Annotated in this window: 18 protein-coding genes, 1 tRNA gene and 3 rRNA genes; 14 read left to right on the top strand and 8 right to left on the bottom strand. The window is 47.3% G+C overall.

Going from position 1 to position 20,707, the window contains the following annotated elements; all coding sequences use genetic code 11:
• Window positions 1-2: 2 nt before the first annotated feature.
• The 9 genes from lptC (at window position 3) to mgtE (ending at window position 7,272) form a co-directional block, all read left to right on the top strand.
• Complete coding sequence (gene lptC, locus MJ595_RS10005) at window positions 3-572, top strand: LPS export ABC transporter periplasmic protein LptC (RefSeq protein WP_263322173.1); 570 nt, start codon at window positions 3-5, stop codon at window positions 570-572.
• Window positions 559-1,089: a lipopolysaccharide transport periplasmic protein LptA gene (gene lptA, locus MJ595_RS10000; protein WP_263322172.1), complete on the top strand. Its 531-nt coding sequence runs from the start codon at window positions 559-561 to the stop codon at window positions 1,087-1,089. The genes lptC and lptA overlap by 14 nt, the downstream gene beginning before the upstream one ends.
• A gap of 25 nt (window positions 1,090-1,114) precedes the next feature.
• On the top strand, window positions 1,115-1,840 hold the full coding sequence (gene lptB, locus MJ595_RS09995; protein WP_263322171.1) for an LPS export ABC transporter ATP-binding protein: 726 nt from the start codon (window positions 1,115-1,117) through the stop codon (window positions 1,838-1,840).
• Between the two features lie 224 nt (window positions 1,841-2,064).
• Window positions 2,065-3,531 (top strand): RNA polymerase factor sigma-54, encoded by a 1,467-nt coding sequence (locus MJ595_RS09990; RefSeq protein ID WP_263322170.1) that lies wholly within the window; start codon window positions 2,065-2,067, stop codon window positions 3,529-3,531.
• Between the two features lie 123 nt (window positions 3,532-3,654).
• Window positions 3,655-3,966 carry a ribosome-associated translation inhibitor RaiA gene (gene raiA / locus MJ595_RS09985; protein ID WP_263322169.1) on the top strand — a complete coding sequence of 104 codons (312 nt, stop codon included), beginning with the start codon at window positions 3,655-3,657 and terminating at the stop codon, window positions 3,964-3,966.
• An 18-nt stretch (window positions 3,967-3,984) separates the two neighbouring features.
• On the top strand, window positions 3,985-4,446 hold the full coding sequence (gene ptsN / locus MJ595_RS09980) for a PTS IIA-like nitrogen regulatory protein PtsN (RefSeq protein WP_263322168.1): 462 nt from the start codon (window positions 3,985-3,987) through the stop codon (window positions 4,444-4,446).
• 272 nt (window positions 4,447-4,718) lie between these two features.
• Window positions 4,719-5,582 carry an RNase adapter RapZ gene (gene rapZ, locus MJ595_RS09975; RefSeq protein ID WP_263322167.1) on the top strand — a complete coding sequence of 288 codons (864 nt, stop codon included), beginning with the start codon at window positions 4,719-4,721 and terminating at the stop codon, window positions 5,580-5,582.
• Entirely contained in the window at window positions 5,579-5,848 is a 270-nt protein-coding gene (locus MJ595_RS09970; RefSeq protein WP_263322166.1) for an HPr family phosphocarrier protein, read from the top strand. Before rapZ ends, MJ595_RS09970 begins: the two co-directional genes overlap by 4 nt.
• Window positions 5,849-5,913: 65 nt before the next feature.
• On the top strand, window positions 5,914-7,272 hold the full coding sequence (mgtE, locus tag MJ595_RS09965) for a magnesium transporter (protein WP_263322165.1): 1,359 nt from the start codon (window positions 5,914-5,916) through the stop codon (window positions 7,270-7,272).
• A gap of 91 nt (window positions 7,273-7,363) precedes the next feature.
• Here the strand turns inward: mgtE and MJ595_RS09960 are convergent, their stop codons facing one another.
• Both MJ595_RS09960 and pmbA read right to left on the bottom strand, forming a co-directional pair.
• Window positions 7,364-9,022 (bottom strand): hypothetical protein, encoded by a 1,659-nt coding sequence (locus MJ595_RS09960; RefSeq protein ID WP_263322164.1) that lies wholly within the window; start codon window positions 9,020-9,022, stop codon window positions 7,364-7,366.
• Window positions 9,023-9,502: 480 nt separating this feature from the next.
• Entirely contained in the window at window positions 9,503-10,858 is a 1,356-nt protein-coding gene (gene pmbA, locus MJ595_RS09955; protein ID WP_263322163.1) for a metalloprotease PmbA, read from the bottom strand.
• 96 nt (window positions 10,859-10,954) lie between these two features.
• Here pmbA and MJ595_RS09950 point away from each other — a divergent pair, with 96 nt between their 5' ends.
• Window positions 10,955-11,479: a DUF615 domain-containing protein gene (locus MJ595_RS09950; RefSeq protein ID WP_263322162.1), complete on the top strand. Its 525-nt coding sequence runs from the start codon at window positions 10,955-10,957 to the stop codon at window positions 11,477-11,479.
• 127 nt (window positions 11,480-11,606) lie between these two features.
• Complete coding sequence (locus MJ595_RS09945; protein ID WP_263322161.1) at window positions 11,607-11,879, top strand: DUF1971 domain-containing protein; 273 nt, start codon at window positions 11,607-11,609, stop codon at window positions 11,877-11,879.
• A 23-nt stretch (window positions 11,880-11,902) separates the two neighbouring features.
• Here the strand turns inward: MJ595_RS09945 and MJ595_RS09940 are convergent, their stop codons facing one another.
• From MJ595_RS09940 to MJ595_RS09930, 3 genes are all read right to left on the bottom strand, one after another.
• On the bottom strand, window positions 11,903-12,628 hold the full coding sequence (locus MJ595_RS09940; RefSeq protein WP_263322160.1) for a glycerophosphoryl diester phosphodiesterase: 726 nt from the start codon (window positions 12,626-12,628) through the stop codon (window positions 11,903-11,905).
• Between the two features lie 186 nt (window positions 12,629-12,814).
• Window positions 12,815-12,890: transfer RNA gene (locus MJ595_RS09935), tRNA-His, on the bottom strand.
• 182 nt (window positions 12,891-13,072) lie between these two features.
• Window positions 13,073-13,321, bottom strand: coding sequence for an FHIPEP family type III secretion protein (locus MJ595_RS09930; RefSeq protein WP_263322159.1), 249 nt, complete (start codon window positions 13,319-13,321; stop codon window positions 13,073-13,075).
• Window positions 13,322-13,769: 448 nt separating this feature from the next.
• On the opposite strand from MJ595_RS09930, the gene MJ595_RS09925 reads away from it, so the two are divergent.
• Genes MJ595_RS09925 through MJ595_RS09915 form a run of 3 tightly spaced genes read left to right on the top strand, consistent with a single transcriptional unit; the run spans window position 13,770 to window position 15,986 of the window.
• A complete protein-coding gene (locus MJ595_RS09925; protein ID WP_263079171.1) occupies window positions 13,770-14,075 on the top strand; it encodes a hypothetical protein in 306 nt (101 codons plus the stop codon).
• Window positions 14,072-14,422: an IS66 family insertion sequence element accessory protein TnpB gene (gene tnpB / locus MJ595_RS09920; RefSeq protein WP_263079172.1), complete on the top strand. Its 351-nt coding sequence runs from the start codon at window positions 14,072-14,074 to the stop codon at window positions 14,420-14,422. Before MJ595_RS09925 ends, tnpB begins: the two co-directional genes overlap by 4 nt.
• Before the next feature lie 40 nt (window positions 14,423-14,462).
• Complete coding sequence (locus MJ595_RS09915) at window positions 14,463-15,986, top strand: IS66 family transposase (protein WP_263322158.1); 1,524 nt, start codon at window positions 14,463-14,465, stop codon at window positions 15,984-15,986.
• A gap of 372 nt (window positions 15,987-16,358) precedes the next feature.
• Here MJ595_RS09915 and rrf (MJ595_RS09910) read toward each other — a convergent pair.
• The 3 genes from rrf (MJ595_RS09910) to MJ595_RS09900 form a co-directional block, all read right to left on the bottom strand.
• A 5S ribosomal RNA gene (gene rrf / locus MJ595_RS09910) occupies window positions 16,359-16,474 on the bottom strand.
• A 71-nt stretch (window positions 16,475-16,545) separates the two neighbouring features.
• Window positions 16,546-16,661: ribosomal RNA gene (gene rrf, locus MJ595_RS09905) — 5S ribosomal RNA — on the bottom strand.
• A 170-nt stretch (window positions 16,662-16,831) separates the two neighbouring features.
• Window positions 16,832-20,291, bottom strand: a 23S ribosomal RNA gene (locus MJ595_RS09900).
• Window positions 20,292-20,707: the final 416 nt, after the last annotated feature.

Below are 20,707 nucleotides of genomic sequence, written 5' to 3'. Positions count from 1 at the left end.
TCATGTTCAACCGGAACCTTCCCATTTTTTTAAGCCTGCTTTTTATGCTTTTGGCTATGGGCTATTGGGCTTATGACACAGACCTTCACCCGGGAACACAGAAAAAATCCACTGATGCCCGGAAAAATGCGGACTACTTTCTGGAACAGGCCAATATTCTTCAATACGGTAAAGGTGGCAAGCTTGAGTACCAGCTGACATCCCAAAGTATTTCCCACTACCCGCATAATGATACGACGCTATTGAGCTTGCCTCACATGACCAGCTACCGTAAAACAGGACAGATAACCACAGCCCATGCGGCGAACGGTAAATTATTATCAGGAAATGATACGCTGGTTCTATGGAATAATGTCATTATGAACCAGGATAAAATCAGCACCGGCAGGCACACCCGGATGAATACCGATTATCTTACGCTCTATTCCGACCAGGGAATGGCAGAAACAGACTTGCCTGTACTGATCACCAGCAACAACAGCAAAGTCAGGGCCATAGGAATGAAAACCTATTATGAAAAAGGCCAGATCCACCTTAAATCAAGGGTAAGAGGAGTCCATGAATCGAATTAAGTCTTTTTTTCTTGTGATACTGATGCTTCCAGGTATCGCAGCAGCGCTGCAATCAGACCGGCAAAAGCCCATTGAAATTGAGTCAAACTCCGCTGACCTTGATAATAAGAAAGGCATTTCCGTGTACCGTGGCAATGTTATTATGACTCAGGGAAGTACCCGGATAGAAGGTGACCTGATCACCATATACAATGACGCCCATCGAAAAGTGACCCGTGTTGTGGCAAAAGGCCAACGTGCCTACTACGAACAACAGCAGGAAAATGGTAAGGGAAAGCTGAAAGCCTGGGGGAACACCATCAACTATGATGCAGCCGGGGATCGCATTGAGCTACTCCAACAGGGAGAGCTCACCCAGGAGGGCGATGTATTCAAAGGTGAAAAAATCGAATACAACCTGAAGCTGCAAACCGTTAATGCCTCTGGCCAACCTGCCGGAAATGGCGAAAAAGGCCGGGTCATCATGGTCATCCAACCCAGACCGGAGCCAAAGGCTGCAACCCCCCCTGCCAACTAGAGCAAAGGTTTTAAAATACATCTGAATGGCAACATTAACCGCAACACAGCTTAGTAAAAGCTATAAAAAACGACAGGTGGTCCGGGATGTCTCCCTGCAAGTCAATAGTGGTGAAATTGTTGGCCTGCTAGGCCCCAATGGCGCCGGTAAAACCACCTGTTTTTATATGATAGTGGGTCTCGTTAAAGCGGATGGGGGAGCTGTCAGAATAGATCAAAGGGATCTTACCTTCGAGCCGATGCATGGCAGGGCAAGGGCGGGTATAGGTTACCTGCCACAAGAGGCCTCTATCTTCCGCCGACTTTCTGTAAAGGATAACATTCTGGCCATATTGGAAACCCGTAAGGACTTATCAAAACGGCAGCGTCTTGAAAAAACAGAGTCCCTGTTGGAAGAATTCCATATCACCCATATCCGGGACAGTACAGGAATGAGCCTTTCCGGTGGTGAACGGCGACGCGCCGAAATTGCCAGGGCCCTGGCTACAGATCCCGCTTTCATTTTGCTGGACGAGCCTTTTGCCGGTGTAGACCCCATATCCGTAGGTGACATTAAAGCGATTATACGACACCTTCAACAACGCGGAATTGGCGTCCTGATTACTGACCACAACGTCAGGGAAACCCTGGATATTTGTGAGAATGCCTACATTGTCAGTGAGGGACATATCATTGCTGAAGGCGACAGTCAGAAGGTATTAGCGAACCAGAAAGTCCGTGATGTCTATCTTGGGCATCAATTCAGTCTTTAACTTTTATCCCGGCGGGTTGAAATACCCTACCACTTCGACCCGCCACCCACCGGACGCATCTTTCGCCATCTCGGGTTTCAAGATACAGAAAACCTGAATTCCTATAAAAATCAGTTGCTTTTGCCTGTGGCAACGATAGGATTATAGTCGCCACTATACGGAGATGACGTACAAATATAACAGGTCAAAATTTTTATAAAGAAGTACAGGTAAACGGTTGCCCTATGAAGCCATCCTTACAGCTCACAATGGGCCAGCAGCTGACCATGACTCCTCAGCTACAGCAGGCCATTCGCCTACTGCAGTTATCTACTCTGGATCTGCAGCAGGAGATTCAGGAAATACTGGAGTCAAACCCTATGCTGGAGGCCGAGGAAGACAACTCTGCAAACACCGCCAGCGAAGAGCAATATCAGGGAGAGCAGCCACCTGACTTCAGTGACAGCCCCCGGCAGGAAACAACAAAAGAAGAAACCGAGTGGAATAATGAAATTCCATCAGAGCTTCCTTTGGATTCCAAGTGGGATGATATCTATCCCAGTGCGCCTGCTACGCCCGTTTCTGATGAAGACCTGGACCCCTTCGCCAAAAATCGCACCGTGGACACCCTGCAGGACTACCTGGAGTGGCAGCTGAATATGGCCCCCATGAGCGACCTGGATCGTTTAATTGGCCTGACTATCATTGAATCTGTTAACGCTAATGGCTACCTGACAACCCCTATCGAAGATATTTTTAAGACGCTTCACCAACAGTTTGAGGAGCTTGAACTGGATGAGGTGATGGTTCTACAGCATCGTATCCAGCAGTTTGACCCCGTTGGCTGTGCCAGCCATGACCTCAGGGAATGCTTGACCGTTCAGCTTAATCAGCTGGCAGATTCCACAGACTATATGGATATTGCCGCCCAATTGATTGACAAACACCTTCCTGCCCTGGGTAATCATGATTACGCCGGTATCATGAAAAAAATGAAGCTAAAGGAAGAGCCTCTGCGTGAAGCACTAAGCCTGATTCAAAGTCTTAACCCCCACCCCGGTTCAGAGATTGAGCAACCTGCCTCTGAATACATCATCCCTGACATTATGGTCAGAAAGTTCAAGAACAGTTGGCAGGTTGAGCTGAATGCCGAAGCGCTTCCACGCCTGCGAATTAACAACAACTATGCCTCTATGGTTCAGAGAGCCAATAGTTCACGGGATAATGTTTTCATGAAAAACCACTTGCAGGAGGCAAAATGGTTTTTAAAAAACCTGCAAAGCCGCAACGACACCCTGCTTAAGGTTGCCCGAAAAATAGTTGAGTACCAATACGACTTCTTCAACCAGGGTGAAGAAGCCATGAAGCCATTGGTACTGGCAGATATTGCTGATGCCGTCGGCATGCACGAATCCACCATCTCCCGGGTTACCACTCAAAAGTATATGCATACCCCCCGGGGGGTTTATGAGCTAAAGTTCTTTTTTTCCAGTCATGTCAGTACGGCCGGGGGTGGCGAATGCTCCTCAACAGCGATACGGGCATTGATTAAGAAGATAGTGGCCGAGGAAAATTCACGGAAGCCCCTGAGTGACAACAAAATTGCCCTATTACTGGGAGAACAGGGAATCAAGGTGGCCAGGCGTACCATCGCCAAATACCGGGAATCATTGCATATTCCGCCATCCAATGAACGGAAGCGACTCGTTTAATATTATTATTTTTTTGTCCTGAAGCATCGCAAGGTGCGTCTTGGATGATAGAATCAACCTATACCAACCCGAAAGATCCCGGGGGTTGGTAGAAGTCAAGACACGGGATCAGGAGAGCGCTACATGCAAGTCAACATCAGTGGACATCATGTCGAGGTAACAGAAGCTCTGCACGACTACGTAACCAAAAAGCTTGAGCGCCTGGATGCACACTTCGATAGTATCACCAATGTGCAAGTGACACTGAGTGTAGAAAAACTCACCCACAAGGCTGAAGCCAGTCTTCACACAAGAGGTGCAGATATCAATGCTGCCGCTGACTCAGAGGACATGTACGCCGCCATTGATTTGCTGTCGGATAAGCTCGACCGCCAGCTGGTCAAACACAAAGAGAAAAACCTGAATCGCACACAAGGCGTCTCTGGTAAGTTCTGAGCCAATATTTATTATTGTATGATCATTGAAAACATACTGACTCCCGAGCGCACCCTCTGTGGTGTGCACGGGGTTAGCAAAAAGAAAGTTCTTGAAGCCGTTGCTACCCTGATCAGTGACGAAGTTCCTGCCATCAATGCCAAAGATCTTTTTGGCTGCCTTGTGTCCCGTGAGCGCCTCGGCACCACGGGTCTTGGCAATGGCATAGCTATTCCGCACTGCCGTCACAAGTCATGCACCCAGCCCACTGGCTTGCTTTTTCAGCTGGCGGAACCCGTTGACTTCGAAGCAGTGGACCAGAAACCCGTGGATCTGGTCTTTGCCCTGATTGTACCTGTGGAAGACACCCAGGAACACCTGGAAATCCTTAAGGCCCTGGCCAGCCGGTTTCAATCCAGCACACTGCTCAATAAATTACGTGAAGCCCACTCATCGGACGAGCTCTATGACTACTTTACCACTCCCGTAGAGATTTCCTGACATCTCTTGATGGCCCCAGTGATTTAAAACCATAACCTGACCGCCTCCAAAGACAGGTTTGCCCAACTTCCCGGGACAATAGGGAATAGTTAACGGGAAGCAGCATCCCACTCCATTTCCCGCTAATTATTCCCTATTGTCCATTGAGTGATGGGTATAATTCATAAAGTCATAAATTTTGTTTAAAATCTGTATGAATAACCCTCCATACTTTTCTATGCTGAAAGCTTAGAGTGCTTTTGTAGTAGGAGGCCGACAGGAAATCACGTGTTATGAAGCTATTTATTATCAGTGGACGATCCGGATCAGGAAAAAGTTCAGCCCTGCATGCACTTGAAGACGGGGGATTCTACTGTGTAGACAATATTCCCGTCAGCATTCTGGACCGGCTTCACACCACCCTGAAAGAGACCCATAGCACACCTCCGGCCATGGCTGTGAGCATTGATGTCCGAAATGTACCCGGTGCCATGGATAACTTTCCGGATGTTCTTGCCAAACTTAAAGCACAGGGCATTGATTGCAAGGTTATCTTTCTTGACGCTGATAACAACACATTAATGCAACGCTACAGTGCTACACGGCGCAAACACCCCCTGACCAACGAACAATGCTCCCTCTCTGAAGCCATTGAGCAGGAAAAGAAACTGCTTGGTCCCGTTCAATCCCTTGCCACTATCAAAATAGACACCTCGCCACTTTCTGTTCATCAAATCAGGGAGCGGGTCAGGAAAGCGTGCATCGAAGAATCAGCAGATGCTTCCCGTATCACCCTGCTATTTGAATCATTCGGCTTTAAACATGGCATCCCCATGGATGCTGACTTTGTTTTTGATGTGCGCTGTCTACCCAATCCCTACTGGGTGGAATCCTTAAGAGGCCTCACAGGCCTGGAACAACCCGTTCAGGACTTCTTATCAACTGAGCCCGATGTACAAAGCATGCTGGATGATATATCAGCCTTTATCGAAAAATGGCTACCCAAATTTGAATCGGGACAGAGAACTTATATGACTGTTGCCATTGGCTGCACTGGAGGGCAACATCGCTCCGTCTTCCTGACCGAGAGGCTAGGCAGGCTCTTCAATCATTCACATAGTATACAAGTCCGTCACAGGGAGCTGCCTGAAGAGTGATAAAAAAGCAGGTCACAATCATCAATAAACTTGGCTTGCATGCACGTGCAGCATCCCGGTTTGTATCCATCGCTTCAGGCTTTTCCTGTAAGGTAAGAGTTTCTTTCAATGGTCAGGATATTGATGGCAAAAGCATTATGGCTGTTATGATGCTGGCGGCTGGACAAGGCTCATCTATTGAACTGATGCTTGACGGCCATGATGAAAAAGAAGCCTGTGACGCTCTCTGCACCCTCATCAATAATTATTTTAATGAGGGAGAGTGATTAAAACTTCTCCATACCGATAAAATAACACCGTTATTTTTATCTGTGACCTCTAGGCGGAAAATATGGTCCAGCAACTGCAATTAAGCATTGGTGACAAGGAACTCAAGGAGCTGAACGATGCGCTTGAGAATGGTGTTTCTCAAGAACTGCGAGTCATGCTTAATAGCCTGCCCCCGGCAGATTCGGCACACCTGCTGGAATCATCGCCACCAAAGCTGCGAAGCTTACTTTGGCGGCTTATTGATCGTGAACAGGAAGGGGATGTACTCCAGGAACTCAGTGATGAAGTCCGTCAGTTTTTCCTGGACCGAATGAATGTTGCGGAGCTTAAAGCCATCACTGAGGGTCAGGACGTTGATGACATAGCAGATTTACTGCAGCAACTTCCTGATACCATCACCCGCAAGGTTCTGGACTCCATGGATAGCCAGGATCGCCAGCGGGTAGAAGCCATTCTATCCTACCCTGAGGATTCTGCTGGCGGTTTGATGAATACTGACACCATCACTATTCGCCCCAGCAATACTGTGGATGTTGTGCTCCGGTACTTGCGCAGACACGAAGAAATTCCGGATATGACCGACAGCCTTCTGGTGGTCAACCGCCGGGATGAGTACATAGGCAGGCTTCCCCTGACCTTGTTGCTAACCACTGACCCTTCAGCCACCGTCAGAGAAGTAATGTTAACAGACCTTGATCCTATTGAGGCGGATACCCAGGCAACCCAGGTTGCCCAGATTTTTGAAAGACAGGATCTGATCTCTGCACCAGTGGTCAACCACAAGGGCAAACTACTGGGACGGATCACCATTGATGATGTCATCGATGTTATTCGTGAAGAGGCCGAGCACTCAATGATGAGTATGGCGGGCCTTGATGATGATGAAGACACCTTTGCCCCGCCGCTCAGAACAGCCAGAAGACGTGCGGTCTGGCTCGGCATTAATTTGATTACCGCTTTTATCGCGGCTTCCGTTATTGGAGTATTCCAGGAAACCATTGATAAGGTAGTTGCCCTGGCCGTCCTGATGCCCATCGTTGCAGGAATGGGGGGAAATGCCGGAGGACAGGCCCTCACCCTGGTCATTCGGGGGATGGCACTGGGACAAATCAGTACCACAAACCTGAGGTGGTTGCTTAGCCGGGAACTCGCTGCCGGCTTTCTGAATGGCTTGCTCTGGGCTGCACTGGTTTCAGCTATCGCCTGGTTCTGGTTTCAGGACCCGATCATATCCCTTGTTATCGCCTGCGCTATGGTTATCAACCTTACCGTTGCGGTCATGACCGGAGCCAGCCTCCCTATCCTGCTGAAATCCATCAATGTTGACCCGGCTTTGGCAGGAACCATCATTCTAACAACCGTATCGGATGTGATCGGCTTTCTGTCGTTTCTCGGGCTGGCCACACTTTTTTACGGTTAAATGCGCTGTTTGATTTTTGGCAGGAAAACCCCGGTAGACATTGAAGTAATGGATGAACTCTTGCCAGACCAGTCCCACTAAAAACAGGTCGTTAGTAATAACCTAACTTGTTCATTTTTTCCTGACTCCGTTGAACATAGTCAGATTCTTCGATTATAGCGCCTTGGTCTTCCATGACTAAATAAATTCTCACCGAGTGAGGCTTAGACAAAGAGTATGAACTACTTTCTTTTTTCACAAATCGAACAGGTTTCCATGCCTCACCTGAGGTCATCAAATTTGCGAACTTTAGTGTAACGTCAGAATTATCATGGTTAGCAACATTCATGCTAGCAAAGCCATGAGAAGAGTAGGTTTCTGTTTGTAACTTTTCTCGCTTTTTTTCTCCTTTCATTGTAATAAAAGCATGAAAAAAACAATTCCTGCGGGCCAGGAAGTTTTCTTGGCCAGCGAACTCTTCAACCCCTTTTTCTACGCAATCAAAAGAAAGACACTTCCCTGGATGTTTGAATTTATGGTTACCGCTGCACTGTCTACAATCTTTTTTGCAAGGCATGCTCACTGTCATAAATCGCCCCCTTCCACCTATATTTTTATTTTTAACTATCGACTGATCTATTCTTGTCAATTCATGAATTCTTGTGCAAATTTTTAGCACAATCTCTCCAGTAAAGTTATCACATGGATGAGATGTTCTATCCAGCCAAGAATCAGCGACTTTTACTTTAACATAAAAGTTTTCACAACTTTTTGGAGCCACTACAAGAATTGGGGTCATTGTGCAATCTTGAATATTACCATCTGTCAAATTCATATCTGATCTTAACAATTTCTCTTCATTTGGATTATCAAGATCAGAACCCAAAGGATAACTTAGTCGTTTTGTTCCAACCAACAAAACAGGCAACTCTACATTTTCTTTATAATCAAATACCTTTCCCTCAAATTTAAACTGACCATTAGACATGACTCCAAATAAAAAAGCTTTCCCAAAACAATTATTACTAGCAAAATCGTTCACACCTTTTCGCCATTCCTCAAATGACAATCTTTTTTCATCAACAGCTTCTGAAACAGGTGAATCTAGTGATTCATATTGCGGTGGTAACGACAAAGGAGGGGCAATAGTTTCAGAGGGGTAATCATTAACTCTCACATCACCCCATCTTTTTAGTGGTTCATATGGTGGTGGTAACGACGGAGGAGGGGCAGTAGGTTCAGAGTAAACATAAGCTGTCATAGCAACAGGTTTTTCTGTTCCACGGTAATCTTCACCTTCGGTACTTCTTTCATTACCAACTAATTGGTTAATCCCTGCCTTAATATTAGAAATAGCAGGTTCTTCGAGAGCTTGTGAAAATCCTGAAGCAATACGACGAGCAGCCTTTTCATTGTCTGCATCAACTTGTTGTTTAATTTTCATCATAATTTTAGTAATAATTCCAACTTTTTTACCAAGTTTTTGTATATTCTGATCAACGACTATTAATCCATAACATGATTTATCTATATTCCCTTTCCCCAACGCCTGCTTTAAAATTTTTTTTGTCCCACCCTTATCTTGCCTTATTGTTTTATGCAATAACTCTGCACTATTAAAACACCACTGTTTAGCAATACTTATTATGTCTTCAGCATCTATGGGGTCAGCATTTGATATAGAAGATATCGTTGCAAGTATAAATACATATAAAGTAATAACAATGAAACTCAACCTCCTATACATTGCTCCGCTATTTTCTTTCAACATAATAAAACCTCAACATCTAAACTAAGACTACTTAAAATTCATTACCATAATCGACGCTCACTGATTAAGCAAGTCAGGAAGTATTTTTTAGACAAATAGCACTGACTTACGCTTCTAGCCAGCCAATACAAAGGATTACCTCAGAAGAAAAACAACTCTGAATAATTGGTATATAAACCTCCCCCGGAGCAAGCCATAAACAAGTTTAACCCAGAACACCTAAAACTTGCTGATAATTTGCTCATGACAAGTTCCCACTTGCTCTCTCCGAAACATTTTGCCTGTCGACTCAATCATATCAACAGATTGGGCAGAACTTACCTTTATCTATGAAATATCCTAGTTTAGCTGTCTATTCCCTAAACACTACAATATCTTTTCGGTTAAAATACCTGCCATACTCACGGGATAGACCATGGCTTCCAAACCTAGTAGATAGCTATCCGGCTACGGGCACCGGATAGCAAAATCACAAAAAAACTAACTACCAGCAAGTGCCATTTCATCCACCAGAATAGAGCCTGTCTCTATATTCCCTCGCTTATCAACATCATTCCCCACAGCAACAATCCCCATAAAGATATCCTTTAGATTGCCTGCAATGGTAACTTCAGATACCGGATACTGAATCTCTCCATTCTCAACCCAAAAACCACCAGCTCCCCTTGAGTAATCCCCTGTGACAAGATTTACCCCCTGCCCCATCAGTTCTGTAACCAAAAGCCCGGTTCCCATTTTTTTCAACAACGCCTGCTGCCCACCAGCATTACTTTCAACGAACAGGTTATTGACACCACCGGCATTAGCCGTACTCTGCATACCCAGCTTACGGGCAGAGTAGGTGCTCAAAATATAATTCCGGAGAATTCCCTCATTAATGAAATCTTTAGCCCGGGTTCCAAGACCATCATTATCAAAACTGGCAGAACCCAGCCCTCCTTTTAGCAAGGGTTGCTCATGGATACGCAGCCATTCCGGGAACACCTGCTTACCAAGATGATCCAGTAAAAAGGAAGACTGACGGTAAAGGCTGCCACCACTGATAGCCCCCAGAAAATGCGAAATCAGTCCGGAAGCCATTTCCGGGGCAAACAGGACAGGTGCCTTACCGGTCTCAACCTTACGGCCACCCAGACGGCTAAGCGTTCTTTCTGCAGCCTTTTGCCCCACCTGCTCGGCAGACTCCAGCGCAGAGGCCGCCCTGCCCAGGGTATACCAGTAATCCCTCTGCATCTCTTCACCCTGTCGGGCAATCAAGACCGAACTGATGCTATGGCGACTGGATACATAGCTTCCAATAAAACCGTGACTGTTACCATAAACACGACAACCTTTGTGTGAGGAAGTGTGAGTTCCATCAGAGTTGACAATTTGATCACTATAACCCCTTCCGGCATCCTCACAGGTTTTTGCCAACTCGATAGCCTCCTCTGCGCTGATATCCCACGGGTGATAAAGATCCAGGTCTGGCAGATTTTTTGCCATCAATTCAGCGTCTGCCAAGCCTGCACAAGGATCCTCTGAGGCATACCGCGCAATATTGCAGGCAGCCTTCACCGCATCCTTAATAGCTCCAGCCGTGCTATCGGAAGTACTGGCAGACCCTTTTTTTTGCCCCAGATAAACCGTAATACCAAATCCCTGGTCACGATTAAACTCTACCGTCTCCACTTCCCCCATGCGAACACTGGCAGATAATCCGGCATCCAGGCTAACCCCCACCTCACAGCCATCAGCACCCTGCTTGCGAGCCTCATCAAGAATATCACTGACTAAACCTTTCAGACGGCCTTCTTCCATTCTGGGATCCAGCACTTCATTGGAATTTACACCCATAGCTCCACCCGTTCCTTATCATTTAATTTTTTAACTAGCCCGAGAATTATTATAATAATGAGTTCAAACATAGCAATCTGAGCGGTAAAGCACTGTATGTCTTCCCATAAACTTCCTCAGGACACCCTTGACGAGGAAGAAATCGAATATGTCAGCAAGTCCGAAATCAAGCGCGAAATGCACGCCTTAAAAGATATGGGCGCCCGCCTGATGGATATGAAGCCATCAATGCTAGACAAGCTCCCCCTGAACGAGCGGCTGCGGGATGCGCTGGATGAAAGCAAGCGCATTAAAAGCCATAATGCCCGTAAGCGTCATCTGGGGTTTATTGGCAAACTGATGCAGGATCAGGATATTGCCCCTATCCAGGAATTTCTGGACAGGCTGGATAGCTCCAGCGAAGAGTACAATCGTCGTTTCCATCAACTGGAACGCTGGCGGGAACGACTGATCAATGAGGGACAACCTGCATTAACAGAATATCTGGATAAATACCCTGAAGCTGATCACCAGCATATCCGGCAACTGGTTCGAAATGCCAAAAAAGAGGCTGAGCAACAAAAGCCTCCTGCGGCCTCTCGAAAATTATTTAAGTACCTTCGGGAAATTGATGAGCCATAAACACCTATAACAGGCAGGAGCCATGCTTGATGCACTGAGCATGGACTCCTAAACCTTTGATGCAGCATGCCTGTTAATCTGCTTTTGCAAGTTATGGGCAATGCTTTTGCATATAGGAGATACGGTCATGACTAAATTACCCAGCTCAGTCACCCCCTATAAAAAAACAACTATTTTTACTTCAGATAATATTCCTAAAGCTTTTCTTAAAGAACACAGCACAGCCCCCGGAACCTGGGGGATACTCCATATTATTGAAGGAACTCTGATATTCTGTGATGATGAAACGGGTCAGGAATACCCACTAGCTAAAGACAAAAAAATGGTTATTGCTCCTACCAAAAGGCATCATCTTAAATTAAGTGGATATGCTGAGATCTACGTTGAATTCTATCACTAGTTCTCGACAGGAACACAACCAGGTCAGAGCCTCTTAAAAATACCAGTCAATTGCTGGGGATAGTCAGAAAATACGCCATCAACACCCCAGTCTTTAAGAACTAAGGCCTTATCTGGATCATTTACGGTGTAGCAGTATATTTCATACCCGGCATCCTTAATCTGCACCACCTTCTTTTCAGTTATTTTATTGGCATTCAGGTGGATACTAACAGCACCCACATTCTCAGCCAGCACTTTCCAGTTTCTTGGCAACCTTTCAAAAAGACAGCCTAACTGATGATCAGACTGAGCCTGATATAATTCAAGAATATCGTAATTAAAGCTGGATACTAACAATTTTTCCCTTGGAAAGGATGTCTGCGAGATGATATCAATAACTTTTTCTGACAGTTGTTGTATATCACAACCATTAGGTTTCAACTCAAGGTTAAGGCCAAGATTACTTTGCTTTATTAATTCCAGCGTTTCAAAAAGGCCTGGAATTTTCTCCCCCGCATACTCATCAGAAAACCAACCACCCGCATCCAGTAAACCGGCTTCACGGCCGCTCACTTTATTGATATAGCCCTTGCCATTGGTTGTTCTATGCAACCGGGAGTCATGGAACATCACAGGAAGTCCATCGCCAAGCAAGGTAACATCCAGCTCAACCCAGCCAATACCAAGCTCTACGGCCTTGTCTATACCCGCAAGGGTATTCTCTGGAGCCAGACCCGCAGCACCACGATGACCAATGATAGAACTCATTAACCTGCCCAATGCACTATTCCTCATTCCTGAGTAGAGATGATTCTGACTATATTCTGATTGAATCACATAGCAATGACATTGGAAAATAATAGCTTTCGTACGCTACAAAAAAGAAACGATGTTGATGATTCAGATAACTGGAGAGGAGAGTAAAAAATCAAGAAATGATCTAAAAGAAGAGATTGGGGTGGGCGAAGGGGCTCGAACCCTCGACCGCCGGAATCACAATCCGGAGCTCTACCAACTGAGCTACGCCCACCACTACGTCGTTGGTAAGGCTTGCTGCCCTCACCAGACGGATGCGAATTATAAGGAAGCGCCCCGGCTATTCAAGCCCTTTTTGAAAATAATTGGGTTGTATTCGGAAATTACATATCACCTCTTCGGATACTTTCAATCAGCCACAGCCCTGAGCATTGTAACCGTTTGACATACCACTGCTTAACCCAGAGTAAGATCCACTGTTATCTGCCGGTTATCGGGTATTTCACTATAGGACAGCACCGCCAGCTCAGGAGAGCATATACGGGCAAAGCGTGCCAGTAGCGGCCTGATCTGGGGGGCGGCCAGCAGGATAGGCGTTTTGCCGGTATTCTGCATTTGACCGGTAATATCCGGTAATTGCTTCTGAAGCTGTTCTGTAATATTGGGTTCCAGGGGAGGCCAGAATATGCACCAGTGAGGAAACAACCCACAGACGGTCAGCCACAGCTATTGGGTCTTGATTAATCTCCTGGCAAAATTGATTGACAGCACCGGCAAGTTCATCTTTTGATCCCTAACAGTAATGGTAGGTTAAATCTTCCCTGAGCCATCGCCACAAAGCCTCTACAGGCATAAAATCGGGGCTGTAAGCGGGTAGCGGTATCAACTCGAGATTGAGCCGTTTTGCTGCTTCTTGTACAACAATGGCTTTATGGTAAGACTGTAATGCAATGCTTCAGGGCCAAACTTATTATATTTTTTCAACCATGCCCGAACGCTGCGGGGATCGCGACCAATACTGTGGGCAACGGCTTCAGCTGACTCGTTTTTACAGATGCGATAAAGGGCCATCAATCGGTAAGCGCCAATTTAAACCCACCTTAAAACTCCAAATCAAAAAAGTTAGGTTTTCTATTTTTTAGGAAACCCTACTATGAAAACAGATGAAGCCGCCAAACTCAGACAGCTTTGGCAGCAGCACCTTAAGGACTGGCAACAATCTGGCATAAGGCAAACTCCCTGGTGTCGCCAGAGGGGACTGTCTCCCCATCAGTTCAGTTATTGGAAGAAAAAGTTGATGACCAGGCCTGCACAGCCAAAACTGATTCCTGTTGCTGGGATGTCAAAGCCTGACCTTGTTTCTCAGTCTCCGGTTGTCATGCACCTGCCCTCTGGTATCAAGCTGGAGGTATCCGTCGAGCAAGTGCCTGGGCTGGTTCAGGCGTTGCAGTGCCTATGATTCGTCCAGCGGCTGATACTGACGTATTCCTTTATAGTGAGCCCGTGGATATGCGTAAGTCTATCAATGGCCTGGCCACTCTGGTGGAACAGGAGATGGCTCTGTCCCCCTTTGACCGCAAGCTGTTTGTGTTTTGCAACCGGGGAAGAGACAAGGTGAAGCTGCTTTACTGGGAGCGCAATGGCTTTGTCCTCTGGTATAAGCGACTGGAGAAATTCCGGTTCCAATGGCACTGGGATAGCATGCCCTCCCATATTGATGGTGATCTTCTCAACCGACTGCTGGATGGCTATGACATTCGTCCTCCTCAACCTCATCCTGCGCTGACCTACACGTCAATGATCTGATGCAGGGAATTGTCTTCCTGCCTTAGGGTATCCTTCAGGGATGAACGACACCCTTGCACATCTTCCTGATGACCCCACTATCCTCAAAGCCTACATTGCCCAGCTGCAAGGCAGGCTTTCCACTCTTGAGGAACATATCCGGCAACTGATCCGGCAGCGCTTTGGCGCGTCTAGCGAAAAAGCACCAGCCAATCAGTTCGGCCTGTTCAATGAGGCCGAGCAGGACCAGCCTGACAATCCTGATGCAGTGGCAAAAGCAGAGGCAGAAATCACAGTCCCTGCCCATCAGCGCAAGAAGCCGGGGCGCAAGCCATTACCTGAAGCCCTGCCCAGGGTTCGTCGGGAACATGACCTCCCTGAACAGGAAAAGGTCTGCTCCTGTTGCGGTAGCCATGACCTGCACAGGATCGGCGAGGAAGTCAGCGAGCAACTGGATATCATTCCCGCCAAGGTTCAGGTTATTCAGAACGTGCGCCCAAAGTATGCCTGTCGCCATTGTGAAGGCTCCATCCAGACCGCACCCATGCCTCCCCAGCCCATACCGGGTAGTATCGCTACACCGGGCTTGCTGGCCTACATTGCCACCGGAAAATATGTGGACGGCTTGCCCCTGTACCGCCAAGAACAGTTTGTGCTGAACCGGCTCGGGGTTGAAGTGGCCAGGGCAACCACAGCCCAGTGGATGGTGCGTTGCGGTGAACTGGTACAGCCCCTGGTCAACCTGATGCGAGATCATTTACTTGAATCTCCGCTGATCCATTGTGACGAAACCCATGTCAAGGTGCTGAGGGAGTCAGGGAAGAAAGCACAGAGCCTGTCGTACATGTGGGTACAGGTGGCAGAGCCTGTTCCAGATCACAGAGTCATTCTATTTGATTATGATCCCAGTCGGAGTGGGTCCGTTCCTGTCAGGTTGCTGGAAGGCTTTAAGGGGTATCTGCAAACGGATGGCTATGAGGGCTATGCTGCCATAGGCCGACAGGAAGGCATTATCAGCCAGGGCTGCTGGGCCCATGCCCGGAGAAAATTCAATGAAGCGGTAAAAGGCCTGAAAAAAGGGGTAAAAACTGGAAAGGCTTATATGGGAATGGCCTATATCCAGAAGCTTTACCGTATTGAACGGGAAATAAAAGACTGTTCCTGTGAAGAAAAGAAAATGATCCGGCAACAGAAAAGCCGGGACATTCTCAGTCAGCTACGACAATGGTTAGATAAATCGCTACCACAAACGCCCCCTAAAACACTGTTGGGTAAGGCGCTTAATTACCTCAATAACCAGTGGGATAAACTGATTCGCTACTGCGATGAGGGTTATCTGCGCATGGACAATAATCTGGCAGAAAACGCCATTCGCCCCTTTGTCATCGGGCGTAAAGCATGGTTGTTTAGCACCAGTCAGGCAGGCGCTAATGCCAGCGCTAATCTGTACAGTCTGGTAGAGACAGCGAAAGCCTGTGGCTTGGAGCCATATGCCTATTTAAAGGAGGTGTTTACCCAGCTACCCGCAGCAAAAACACTGGCGGATATTGAGCAACTGCTGCCATGGAATCAAAACTCTTCTTAAATCAAGGTGGGGTTAATTAATCGCTTACATCAATCGTTGGCAGGTTCGAGGGTGAGATGCTGATAGTCCAGCCTGGTAAAGAGATTCTGGTGTTTGATTCCATTGGCTATATAGAACTTTGAGCATAAACAAGAAGCATCTGAAAAAGCCAGAGGTTATGAAAAAATGCTGACGTTTTTAAGCAGGTATAAACCGCACCAGGTAAGATCTATCAAAACATACATTTTCTAGCATGGTGCGGTTTAAAAAGTAGAAACCCTAACTTTTTTGATTTGGAGTTTTAAGGTGGGTTGAAATTAGCGCTTACCGCCATACTCGGCGCACATAGCAAAAAACCCTGACAGCGTATACTATCAGGGTTTTCTAATAAGTGCTTGACAGTGACCTACTCTCACATGGGGAAGCCCCACACTACCATCGGCGATACATCGTTTCACTGCTGAGTTCGGGATGGGATCAGGTGGTTCCAATGTTCTATGGCTGTCAAGCTAAACTATTTTGTTCGAGATATTTCTCTGGAACTGTATCCTGATAAACTATCAGAACACTTAAATTTAGTGCCTGGCGATGACCTACTCTCACATGGGGAAGCCCCACACTACCATCGGCGATATGTCGTTTCACTGCTGAGTTCGGGATGGGATCAGGTGGTTCCAACATTCTATGGTCGCCAGGCGAATCACGTTTGAGTGGGCAGTTATCAGCGGGCAGCGGCCAGTTGATCTCCACTCACTCTGGAATCCGGTTTTAAGCTTTAATTCTTGCACAACACTCTTCGTGTACAGCTTTTCTAGTCTCTAGTTTCAAGCACCTAGTCTCTAGAAGGTAAATCGCTTTGGCGTTATATGGTCAAGCCGCACGAGTCATTAGTACTGGTTAGCTCAACGCCTCACAACGCTTACACACCCAGCCTATCAACGTCATAGTCTTTAACGGCTCTTCAGGACTCTCTAGGAGTCAGGGAAGTCTCATCTTGAAGGGGGCTTCCCGCTTAGATGCTTTCAGCGGTTATCCCGTCCGAACATAGCTACCGGGCAATGCGTCTGGCGACACAACCCGAACACCAGTGGTTCGTCCACTCCGGTCCTCTCGTACTAGGAGCAGCTCTCCTCAAACTTCCAACGTCCACGGCAGATAGGGACCGAACTGTCTCACGACGTTCTAAACCCAGCTCGCGTACCACTTTAAATGGCGAACAGCCATACCCTTGGGACCGGCTTCAGCCCCAGGATGTGATGAGCCGACATCGAGGTGCCAAACACCGCCGTCGATGTGAACTCTTGGGCGGTATCAGCCTGTTATCCCCGGAGTACCTTTTATCCGTTGAGCGATGGCCCTTCCATTCAGAACCACCGGATCACTAAGACCTACTTTCGTACCTGCTCGAGATGTACCTCTCGCAGTCAAGCGCGCTTGTGCCTTTACACTAACCGTACGATGTCCGACCGTACTTAGCGCACCTTCGTGCTCCTCCGTTACTCTTTGGGAGGAGACCGCCCCAGTCAAACTACCCACCACACAATGTCCCCGATCCCGATTAGGGACCTGGGTTAGAACCTCAATATTGCCAGGGTGGTATTTCAAGGTTGGCTCCACGCAGACTGGCGTCCACGCTTCAAAGCCTCCCACCTATCCTACACAAGCAACATCAAGATCCACTGTGAAGCTATAGTAAAGGTTCACGGGGTCTTTCCGTCTAGCCGCGGATACACTGCATCTTAACAGCGATTTCAATTTCACTGAGTCTCGGGTGGAGACAGCTTGGCCATCGTTACGCCATTCGTGCAGGTCGGAACTTACCCGACAAGGAATTTCGCTACCTTAGGACCGTTATAGTTACGGCCGCCGTTTACCGGGGCTTCGATCAAGAGCTTCCCTCACCACCAAATTGCTCTCGCACACGTTGCATTAACATCTGACGCATTTTTTTGTTGCGCTTTAGTTTAGCTTCGCGAGCTCTCGCAAACTCTTTGACTTGATATGCTTCATAGTAAGCAATGCGCCATATTCTACCCTTGGTAGAAGCATTCATACCCGAATTATGTTGATCTAATCTTTTTCGAAGATCAGAGCTATAACCCAGATAAAAATCTGTCTCATCGTTTACGTTTTGAATCACATATATGTAGTACATAAGAGCAATTTGGTGGTGAGGTAACCCCATCAATTAACCTTCCGGCACCGGGCAGGCGTCACACCGTATACGTCCACTTTCGTGTTTGCACAGTGCTGTGTTTTTAATAAACAGTCGCAGCCAACTGGTCTCTGCGACCCCCACTAGCTTACGGAGCAAGTCCGATCACCGGCGGGGGCGTACCTTCTCCCGAAGTTACGGTACCATTTTGCCTAGTTCCTTCACCCGAGTTCTCTCAAGCGCCTTGGTATTCTCTACCTGACCACCTGTGTCGGTTTGGGGTACGGTCCCTGTTGACCTGAAGCTTAGAAGTTTTTCCTGGAAGCCTGGCATCGACCACTTCCCGATCTTAAAGATCGGTCGTCATCGGTTCTCGGCCTTGAGGGTCCGGATTTGCCTGAACCCTCGGCCTACGACCTTAAACATGGACAACCATCGCCATGCTGGCCTAGCCTTCTCCGTCACTCCATCGCAGTCAACAGCGGTACGGGAATATTAACCCGTTTCCCATCGATTACGTCTTTCGACCTCACCTTAGGGGCCGACTCACCCTGCGCCGATTAGCGTTGCGCAGGAACCCTTGGTCTTCCGGCGAGGGGGCCTCTCACCCCCTTTATCGTTACTCATGTCAGCATTCGCACTCCTGATACCTCCAGCCTGCCTCCCGGCTTGACCTTCAACGGCTTACAGGACGCTCCTCTACCGCTCAACACAAAAGTGCTGAACCCGTAGCTTCGGTGAATAGTTTGAGCCCCGTTACATCTTCCGCGCGAGCCGACTCGACCAGTGAGCTATTACGCTTTCTTTAAAGGGTGGCTGCTTCTAAGCCAACCTCCTGGCTGTCTGGGCCTTCTCACATCGTTTCCCACTTAACTATTACTTGGGGACCTTAGCTGACGGTCTGGGTTGTTTCCCTTTCCACGACGGACGTTAGCACCCGCCGTGTGTCTCCCGTGATTGCACTCATCGGTATTCGGAGTTTGCATGGGGTTGGTAAGTCGGGATGACCCCCTAGCCCAAACAGTGCTCTACCCCCGATGGTGAGACACGAGGCGCTACCTAAATAGCTTTCGAGGAGAACCAGCTATCTCCGGGCTTGATTAGCCTTTCACTCCTAGCCACAAGTCATCCCCCGGCTTTTCAACGACGGTGGGTTCGGTCCTCCAATCAGTGTTACCTGATCTTCAACCTGCTCATGGCTAGATCGCCCGGTTTCGGGTCTACACCCTGCGACTATGGCGCCCTATTAAGACTCGGTTTCCCTACGGCTACCCTATGCGGTTAACCTTGCCACAGAATGTAAGTCGCTGACCCATTATACAAAAGGTACGCAGTCACCCAGCTACTTAATCACTCTAGAACTGTGCCTTAACACGTTCGAGTAAAAGTTGTTTTGATCGACCGTGAGCTTTTAATTTTTTCTCACGTTCTCTCGCTACGATCTCTGATCTGTAAGCTTCGTAATAAACAAGATCCCATGAATGAGACTTCGTAGAAGTGTTTTTTCCTGAGTTATGCTCCTTTAATCTCCTTTTGAGATCAGAGGTATAATCTATATAAAAATCACCTTGTTTATTTTGCAGTACATAAATGTAATACATAAAGTTTCCAGAATGATTAAGTAGCTGGGCTCCCACTGCTTGTACGTACACGGTTTCAGGGTCTATTTCACTCCCCTCAACGGGGTTCTTTTCGCCTTTCCCTCACGGTACTGGTTCACTATCGGTCAGTCAGGAGTATTTAGCCTTGGAGGATGGTCCCCCCTTGTCCGAAGACGGTTCAGTCAAGATTTCTCGTGTCCCGACCTACTCGATTTCACTTAAATTGGCCTTTCGCGTACGGGGCTATCACCCTTTGTTGCCGCACTTTCCAGAGCGTTCCGCTAAACCAAAATAAACTTAAGGGCTAATCCCCGTTCGCTCGCCGCTACTGGGGGAATCTCAATTGATTTCTTTTCCTCCGGGTACTTAGATGTTTCAGTTCCCCGGGTTCGCCTCCCAGCGCCTATGTATTCAGCACTGGAATACTCACTTATGTGAGTGGGTTTCCCCATTCGGAAATCGCTGGGTCACGGCCTGTTTATCGGCTTACCAACGCTTATCGCAGATTACCACGTCCTTCATCGCCTCTGACTGCCAAGGCATCCACCGTGCACGCTTAGTCACTTGACCATATAACCCAAAGCGATCTTTTTGGCTTCGTCTTTTTCCTCTACTCGTCGTTGCAATCTTCGTTCATTCGGTCACATACGGTATGTATGCTCCCTCAATCACTCAGCTTGCGCCTCGATTAAAGCAAAAATACTTTGTCAAAATAAAATACTCAGGATTGTCATATGAATCATATAACTACCTTAACGATTGTCCGATTGAATCGGACCGCCATACACTTGGCTGAAAATTGCTCCTGCATTATCAGCATACACGCCATCCTGGCGTTAAGAGTGTCTCAGCAAGAATTTATTAAACGACCAATTAATTATAAATAATCAATCAGTTGAATAATTCAATTCAGCTTAAATTTGGATTCCACATTGTTAAAGAGCAAAGAAAATCCCGAGCAACTTAGTGTTGTTCAGGATAATCAG

The organism is Endozoicomonas sp. Mp262 (assembly GCF_025643335.1).
Classification (GTDB): Bacteria; Pseudomonadota; Gammaproteobacteria; order Pseudomonadales; family Endozoicomonadaceae; genus Endonucleibacter.
Note: the sequence above shows the minus strand (reverse complement) of the source record. Positions and strands in the feature narration are given on the sequence as shown.

Coding starts and splice junctions, on each gene's coding strand:
- lptC (WP_263322173.1), top strand. CDS start 3: ATGTTCAACCGGAACCTTCCCATTTTTTTAAGCCTGCTTTTTATGCTT.
- lptA (WP_263322172.1), top strand. CDS start 559: ATGAATCGAATTAAGTCTTTTTTTCTTGTGATACTGATGCTTCCAGGT.
- lptB (WP_263322171.1), top strand. CDS start 1,115: ATGGCAACATTAACCGCAACACAGCTTAGTAAAAGCTATAAAAAACGA.
- MJ595_RS09990 (WP_263322170.1), top strand. CDS start 2,065: ATGAAGCCATCCTTACAGCTCACAATGGGCCAGCAGCTGACCATGACT.
- raiA (WP_263322169.1), top strand. CDS start 3,655: ATGCAAGTCAACATCAGTGGACATCATGTCGAGGTAACAGAAGCTCTG.
- ptsN (WP_263322168.1), top strand. CDS start 3,985: ATGATCATTGAAAACATACTGACTCCCGAGCGCACCCTCTGTGGTGTG.
- rapZ (WP_263322167.1), top strand. CDS start 4,719: ATGAAGCTATTTATTATCAGTGGACGATCCGGATCAGGAAAAAGTTCA.
- mgtE (WP_263322165.1), top strand. CDS start 5,914: ATGGTCCAGCAACTGCAATTAAGCATTGGTGACAAGGAACTCAAGGAG.
- MJ595_RS09960 (WP_263322164.1), bottom strand. CDS start 9,022: ATGTTGAAAGAAAATAGCGGAGCAATGTATAGGAGGTTGAGTTTCATT.
- pmbA (WP_263322163.1), bottom strand. CDS start 10,858: ATGGGTGTAAATTCCAATGAAGTGCTGGATCCCAGAATGGAAGAAGGC.
- MJ595_RS09950 (WP_263322162.1), top strand. CDS start 10,955: ATGTCTTCCCATAAACTTCCTCAGGACACCCTTGACGAGGAAGAAATC.
- MJ595_RS09945 (WP_263322161.1), top strand. CDS start 11,607: ATGACTAAATTACCCAGCTCAGTCACCCCCTATAAAAAAACAACTATT.
- MJ595_RS09940 (WP_263322160.1), bottom strand. CDS start 12,628: ATGAGTTCTATCATTGGTCATCGTGGTGCTGCGGGTCTGGCTCCAGAG.
- MJ595_RS09925 (WP_263079171.1), top strand. CDS start 13,770: ATGAAAACAGATGAAGCCGCCAAACTCAGACAGCTTTGGCAGCAGCAC.
- tnpB (WP_263079172.1), top strand. CDS start 14,072: ATGATTCGTCCAGCGGCTGATACTGACGTATTCCTTTATAGTGAGCCC.
- MJ595_RS09915 (WP_263322158.1), top strand. CDS start 14,463: ATGAACGACACCCTTGCACATCTTCCTGATGACCCCACTATCCTCAAA.